General features: G+C 40.7%; 5 protein-coding genes. All 5 read right to left on the bottom strand.

Features of this window, described 5'->3' with window-relative positions; all coding sequences use genetic code 11:
* Positions 1-76 precede the first annotated feature (76 nt).
* The 5 genes from CBI42_RS01480 to CBI42_RS01500 all read right to left on the bottom strand — a co-directional run bounded on the left by CBI42_RS01480 (position 77) and on the right by CBI42_RS01500 (position 6,208).
* Positions 77-1,240, bottom strand: coding sequence for a LysM peptidoglycan-binding domain-containing protein (locus CBI42_RS01480; RefSeq protein WP_094753062.1), 1,164 nt, complete (start codon positions 1,238-1,240; stop codon positions 77-79).
* A 162-nt stretch (positions 1,241-1,402) separates the two neighbouring features.
* A complete protein-coding gene (locus CBI42_RS01485; protein ID WP_094753063.1) occupies positions 1,403-2,026 on the bottom strand; it encodes an HAD family hydrolase in 624 nt (207 codons plus the stop codon).
* A gap of 3 nt (positions 2,027-2,029) precedes the next feature.
* A complete protein-coding gene (locus tag CBI42_RS01490; RefSeq protein WP_094753064.1) occupies positions 2,030-3,310 on the bottom strand; it encodes an MATE family efflux transporter in 1,281 nt (426 codons plus the stop codon).
* Between the two features lie 60 nt (positions 3,311-3,370).
* Positions 3,371-4,855, bottom strand: a complete 1,485-nt coding sequence (thrC, locus tag CBI42_RS01495; RefSeq protein ID WP_094753065.1) for a threonine synthase — start codon at positions 4,853-4,855, stop codon at positions 3,371-3,373.
* Positions 4,856-4,930: 75 nt separating this feature from the next.
* The gene (locus CBI42_RS01500; protein ID WP_094753066.1) at positions 4,931-6,208 is read right to left on the bottom strand and encodes a gamma-glutamylcysteine synthetase; all 1,278 of its coding nucleotides are present in this window, start codon (positions 6,206-6,208) and stop codon (positions 4,931-4,933) included.
* Between the last annotated feature and the right edge of the window lie 157 nt (positions 6,209-6,365).

Raw genomic sequence — 6,365 nt, forward strand, 5'->3', positions numbered from 1 at the left:
AGAAAAAACGAACGAGACTCACTTCCTATCACGAAAGCGACATCTCATTCGTCAAAATGATATTACTAATTCGGTTTTATCCATTCATTGACACGTGAACGTGATCATAGTGATTTTCTGTCACGCTACCACGATCTGGCATTGGATTCCAAGTGTTAGCTGGTCCATATTTGCTATCAAATGGAGCATAGAAACGTTGTTTCCAGATGATATAACTAATGCCACGACTAGCCATATTTTGAATAGCGTATTCCGCAATCTTATCCCCTAGTTCTGAGCTTTCTGGCACCATAAAATCGATAGCCAAACCTTTTCCGTGATCTCCACTATCTCCTGGACGGTAACCACTAAAGGATGTGATACCAAACAAGTTGGCAATCTCTTCTTTAAAGGCAGCTGTTTGTGGTTGAAGACCTGCATTTTCAGATTTCGCTACCGCAAGTCCAGCATAATCGGGCGCTGCTGGAGCTGCGTAAGTTGTTGAAACTGTTTTCTTCTCTTCTGGTTGATAAGTAGAAACTGCTGTTGTAGCTTCATTTGATGAGTTTTCTTTTGCTTCTTCTGGAGTTCTAGTTGCTTCCACTGCTGATTCAGCTTGAGGGCTTGCTTGTGTTTCCTGCTTCTCAGCTAGAGTCGTTGCCTGAGGAGCTGCTTCTGCAACTGCACTGCTTGTTTCAGCTGTTTGCTCCTCTGAAACAGAAGTTCCTGTAGATGGTGTCACTTCTTCTGAAGCAGTCACTGTCTCTGTAACTTCTGAACTTGTTGCTACTTCTTTTGTACTTGTAGTCTCTACCGCTTTTGGAGCTTCTGCAATCGGTTGAGAAAGATCTGCAACCTGAACAGTTTGATCATCAACCGTCACTTGATTGGTTGTCAAATCTGCTGTCGCAGTTGTCACTTCTTCACTAGAATCTGCTTGAGGAGTTTGGATTTCAACTTCCGTTACCTCTTCTGCTTCATTGACGGTCGTTGTCAAAACAGTTTCTGGGAAAATCAAGTCCATATTAGTGATTTTATTCAAATTCGCAAGAACTGTGACATCTACACCCAAGGCTTCTGCAATGGTGCTCAAGGTATCACCATACTGAACGGTGTAACTTGTTTTGTTGTCCGTTTTAGTCAAATCATTTTGGATTTGCTCAACACTACGTGCAGTCCAAAGAACTTCTTCTGCTTGCGTTGCCAATACTGGGGCAAATGACAAGGCTACTGTTGAGGCTAATAATATTCTTTTCTTCATTCTTTCAAATTCCTTTCAAATGAGTACCTGTATATCATAACACAAAAAATGCAGAAAAAAAGCCCTCTAGGGCCTATTTAACAGAACTGTCTATTCCTTGTAACAAACTCGGTTACTTGAAATAGTTTGTTAGGTCTCTGTCACAAAACTGACACAATCTTTTTATTGCTCAGCCTCAAAAATACGGGAAATATCTGCTAACGCTTGAATCCTGTAATTTCCTTCATAAGTCGACTCTAAAAAATTAATGCTTTGAATCCCACTATTCTGGGCAAATTTCACATCCAGAGTCCGATCCCCTATATAATAGGTGTTATCAGGATTCAGCTGATACTTGCCTAACAGATAGTTAGCCGCTTCTGGACTTGGCTTCCGCACAAAACCACTCTGACTGGTTAAAATCTCTGTAAAATAAGATTCCAAACCCAAGTCTCTGAGAATGGTACGAGCATTGTCTCCCTTATGAGTGTAAACAAACTGCTGAATTCCTGATTCCTCTGCCCAAGCTAGCACATCACGCGCACCTGGCATCAAAACTACCTGAGCATTCTTCTCAGCCAAACTCTGGGCACGCACCTGATTTAGCATTTCCACATCCAGCTTTCTCTCTTCTGCCACCTGCACAAGTAAATCCTGCACAGAAAACTTGAGAATAAACTCCCTCACCTGCTCCTTATCATAAGGAATAGAAAACTGAGCAAAAGTTTCCTCAATTCCTGATAAAATCGCTTCGTAAGAATCCAATAAAGTCCCATCTAAATCCCAAATAAAAGCTGTTTTTTGCATTTCCTATCCTTTCAAGCTCATATAACGCTGGTAACGGTAACGTAGAAATAACCAACGAAAACCATTATCCAAAAGGGTTCCGGCCCAAATACCGGGCAAGCCCCAACCAAGCACAATCCCCATCAGATATCCTGTTCCAATGCGGATACACCACATTCCTATACTTGTCGCATAAAAGGGAAGCCGAGCATTGCCCAAACCCTGCCAGACTGCTGTATAGATGACTGTCCCTATCGTCATAGGAGTACCAAGTAGTGAAAAAAGTGTCACTAGCACACTAGCCTCCACCGCTAGAGAATCAGTCGTATAGAGATGAGTTAGTGGTATACCCAAGGCATAGACACTAAGCGTCAAGGGCAACATGAGAAGCAGAGAAAGCCAAAAGGTTTGCTTGCTCAAATTAGCTACTCTTTCCCAATTATCCTCTCCAACTGCTCGAGCTACCAGCATGACCGTTGCAGTAGCGACGCCAAAGGCAGGCATATAGTTAAACTGGGTCAAGACTTCTCCGACTGCATTTCCAGCCACCGCCTCCGTTCCAAAAGAAACAACCAAGGCAATGATCACGACATCTCCAGCCCTCATCATGAGCCTCTCTCCAGCTGCTGGCAACGCTAAGGTCAATAGTTCCTTATCTAAACCAAAAGTCGGTTTCTCAAAAGGCAACTTTAATTGCGACCATAAAATCACAAGACCTACCAAACGAGACAGAATTGTCCCCCAAGCAACACCAGCTATCCCCATATCCAGAACAAAAATAGCTAGACTTGAAAAAAGAATATTCAAGGCATTGGATAAAAAACTAACATAGAGAGGCAGACGTGGATTATGCGTTGCACGAATCAAGGCTCCCAGACTAGTCATTAAACCTAAGAGAACAATCGATCCGCCTACCAAAGATAGGTAGAGTCCACCACTCTCAGCTACATCTCTCTCCGTCCCCAAAAGTCCTATCATCTCTTTCCCAGCGAAGATGGACAAAGTTCCTAAAAGGAAACTTAAGAGTAAAGTAATTTTCAACGCCTCAGTCACATGGTAGGCTAGCTTAGACTGATTCTTCTCCCCTAAACTCTTTGAAATAACACTGGAAATAGCAGCTCCCAGAGCTATGAAAATCGCCTGATAAATAGTGATAATATTGCCAGCTACTGAAACACCCGAAATAGCTATCAAGCCCAAGTGGGCTACCAAGTAACTATCCACCATCCCCATGAGCATCTGCAAAAAGTTTTCGCCCATAGCTGGCAAGGCAATATTCAGAATGTCTTTATTTTTCTTAAACAATCCTTCCTCCTGATGAAAAGAAACTCAGTTGGTTTCCCAACCGAGTTTACTCCTTCTGTCTTAAAGTTCTAGATAAGCCTCAACCGCTGCTTGCATGTCAGTAGCTGCCACTGTTGTCTTATGACGAACAGGAGCTGTTTCAAGCCCATCAACTGCTGGCGGCACTGCAACGCCTGAAATGTCATGTAATTGAGCCAAGGCTTCAAAGTCAGTCAAACCAACTTTCCCTGTTACCGCTTCTACTGTAACTACTGGGAACTTGTATGGACTAGCTGTTGAAGCAATCACCGTCTTAGTCGCATCTCCAGTAGTCGCCTGGTATTTTCTATACACTGCTGAGGCAACAGCTGTATGAGGGTCCTCGATATAAGAATCTGACTCATAAACGCGCTTGATTTCTGCTGCTGTTTCTTCCTCAGTCGCATATTCAGCTGCAAAGAGGTCAAGAATCTCTGTATCAAAATTAGTCAACTCATATTGACCTTGGCTATTCAAGGCATTCATGAGTTCAGCTGTCTTAACTGCATCATTCCCCAAAAGATGGAAAATCAAACGCTCCAAGTTTGAAGATACCAAGATATCCATAGATGGACTAGTTGTTACCTTAAACTCACGTTTCTTGTCATAAACACGTGTCTTGAAGAAGTCTGTCAAAACATTGTTGTCATTTGAAGCACAGATAAATTTACCAACTGGAAGACCGATTTGTTTAGCATAAAAGGCAGCCAAGATATTTCCAAAGTTTCCTGTTGGTACTGTGAAGTTGACCTTATCACCAGCTACAATCTCACCAGTCTTGACCAACTGAGCGTAAGCATAAACATAATAAACAATTTGTGGTACCAAACGACCAATATTCATAGAGTTAGCTGATGAAAATTGCAACTTGTTTGCCGCTAATTTTTCACGAAGAGCCACATCATTAAACATATGCTTCACATTTGTTTGCGCATCATCAAAGTTACCATCAATAGCGATAACATGAGTATTGTCGCCAGTCTGAGTGGTCATTTGCAACTCTTGAACCTTGCTGACACCATCCTTTGGATAAAAGACGATAATCTCAGTACCAGGGACATCTGCAAATCCTGCCATAGCAGCTTTCCCCGTGTCGCCAGATGTCGCTGTCAAGATAACAATCTTATTCTCCAAACCATGTTTCTTAGCAGCAGTCGTCATAAAGTATGGCAAGATAGACAAGGCCATATCCTTAAAGGCAATCGTTGAACCATGGAAAAGTTCCAAATTGTATTGCCCATCTAATTTCACTAATGGTGCAATATCTGGAGTATCAAATTTGCTATCGTAAGCATTGTTGATACAGTAGTCCAACTCCTCAGCTGTAAAGTCATCTAAAAATGCTGACAAAACTAACTTAGCCACTTCTTGGTAAGAAGCATCTTTTAATTTGTCAAAGTCCAAATCTACCTTTGGATAAGTAACCGGTGTAAACAAACCACCGTCCGTCGCCAAACCTTGCAAAATAGCTTGGCTGGCAGTTACTGTATTGTTGGTATCACGCGTTGATTGATAAACTAATGTCATTTCTCTCTATCCTTTATCTATAGTCTCTTCCATTATATCATGATTTTTCAGAAAATTCTCCCTTTATAAGAGAAATTATAGATTCAATTCTTCTTTCAAAGGCTGTAAGTAGGTCATTTCTTGCTTATTTCTCATCTCCAGTCCTTCCTCAGCTAGCAGGAGTAAATCTTTGGAAAACTCTATAATCGCAGTTTCTTCCTGTTCTGTAAGCTTTTTCTTAGAAAATTGTCGTCTTAAAAACTTATAATTTCGCCCAGATTCTTTAAAGAAAGGTGCTGTTCCTAAGTAAGCTTCTAACTTATCTAAATTAACCAACAATCCCAAGTGAAAAGCTGCTGAAGCGAAGGTTCTATCAAGAGGTTGAGTACACACACTACGAAACTCAACCGTTCCGCGAGTCGTTAAGTCTTGGTACTGATAACTACGATGAGTTTCAAAATCCTTCTCTTGAGGGTAAATAAGAATCTTATCCCCATTCAGAGCATATGCTTGGATTTCAGATGTAGCCAAATAGTCCCTGGCCTGAATCGGATAAAAATAATGTGTTTGTCCATTACGTTCCGCAGTAAAAATTGCAGAATGATCTAGATAATCAAAAAAATCATCCTCATCTTTAAAGAGCCTAGCATTGACTCCGACATTTTCTGGATAGATACCATGCATCGATTCTTCCCAGAAGATGTCCCTTGCAATTTTCGTATCCCAATCTGCACCCGAAAACTCAGAATTGGCAAATAAATAAGCCTTAACTGCTTCAATTTGGGTAAAAGCATTAATCACCCGTAAGTAGTTAGATTTTGAAACATCAAGCTGAACCTGACTCCCACAGATAAAAGCACCATATTCAGGGAAATGATGCAAGTCTGATTCAGCCATATTTCTACTCAAATTCAAATAGTCCACTAACATCTGATAACGTGGATAAGCAACTGGAGTATTCTCATTTTTATTCCAGTTGGGATGAATACCGCAGCCAACGATAGCATGATTGGATTCGCCTAATTTTCTCTGAATTACATTCATATAATTATTAAAACGATTCTCTACCTCTTGAATCGCTTTAACCTTACCAAACGCAAATTCAATCGTAGTATAGGAAACTTCAAATAAAATAGCATCCTGACTTACTGGAGCTACTAACTGGATAGGATTCCCAAAATCATCTACCTTTTCAACATCGAAATCCAAAGCAGAAGCTAAATATCGGAATAATTCCTTGATAACTTCAACATCTTCAGTATCCCCTTCCAAGTTTACAACAGGATATTCCAGCTCAATCCCGACAAACAATTCAGGATTTTCTTTGATATTTTTCAAATACTGATGCTTTAATAAATCGATAGAACGAGACATACTTCCCTACACTTTCATAATCTAAATAAAATTTGAATAACTATTATTATAGCAAAAATAATATAAAAAAGGAACGAAGATTTATCAACGTTCCTTAACTCTATACTATACCGGCGGCCGGGGTCGAACCGGCACGTCCTTGCGGACACTGGATTTT

Source organism: Streptococcus sp. KR (assembly GCF_002238115.1).
Classification (GTDB): Bacteria; Bacillota; Bacilli; order Lactobacillales; family Streptococcaceae; genus Streptococcus.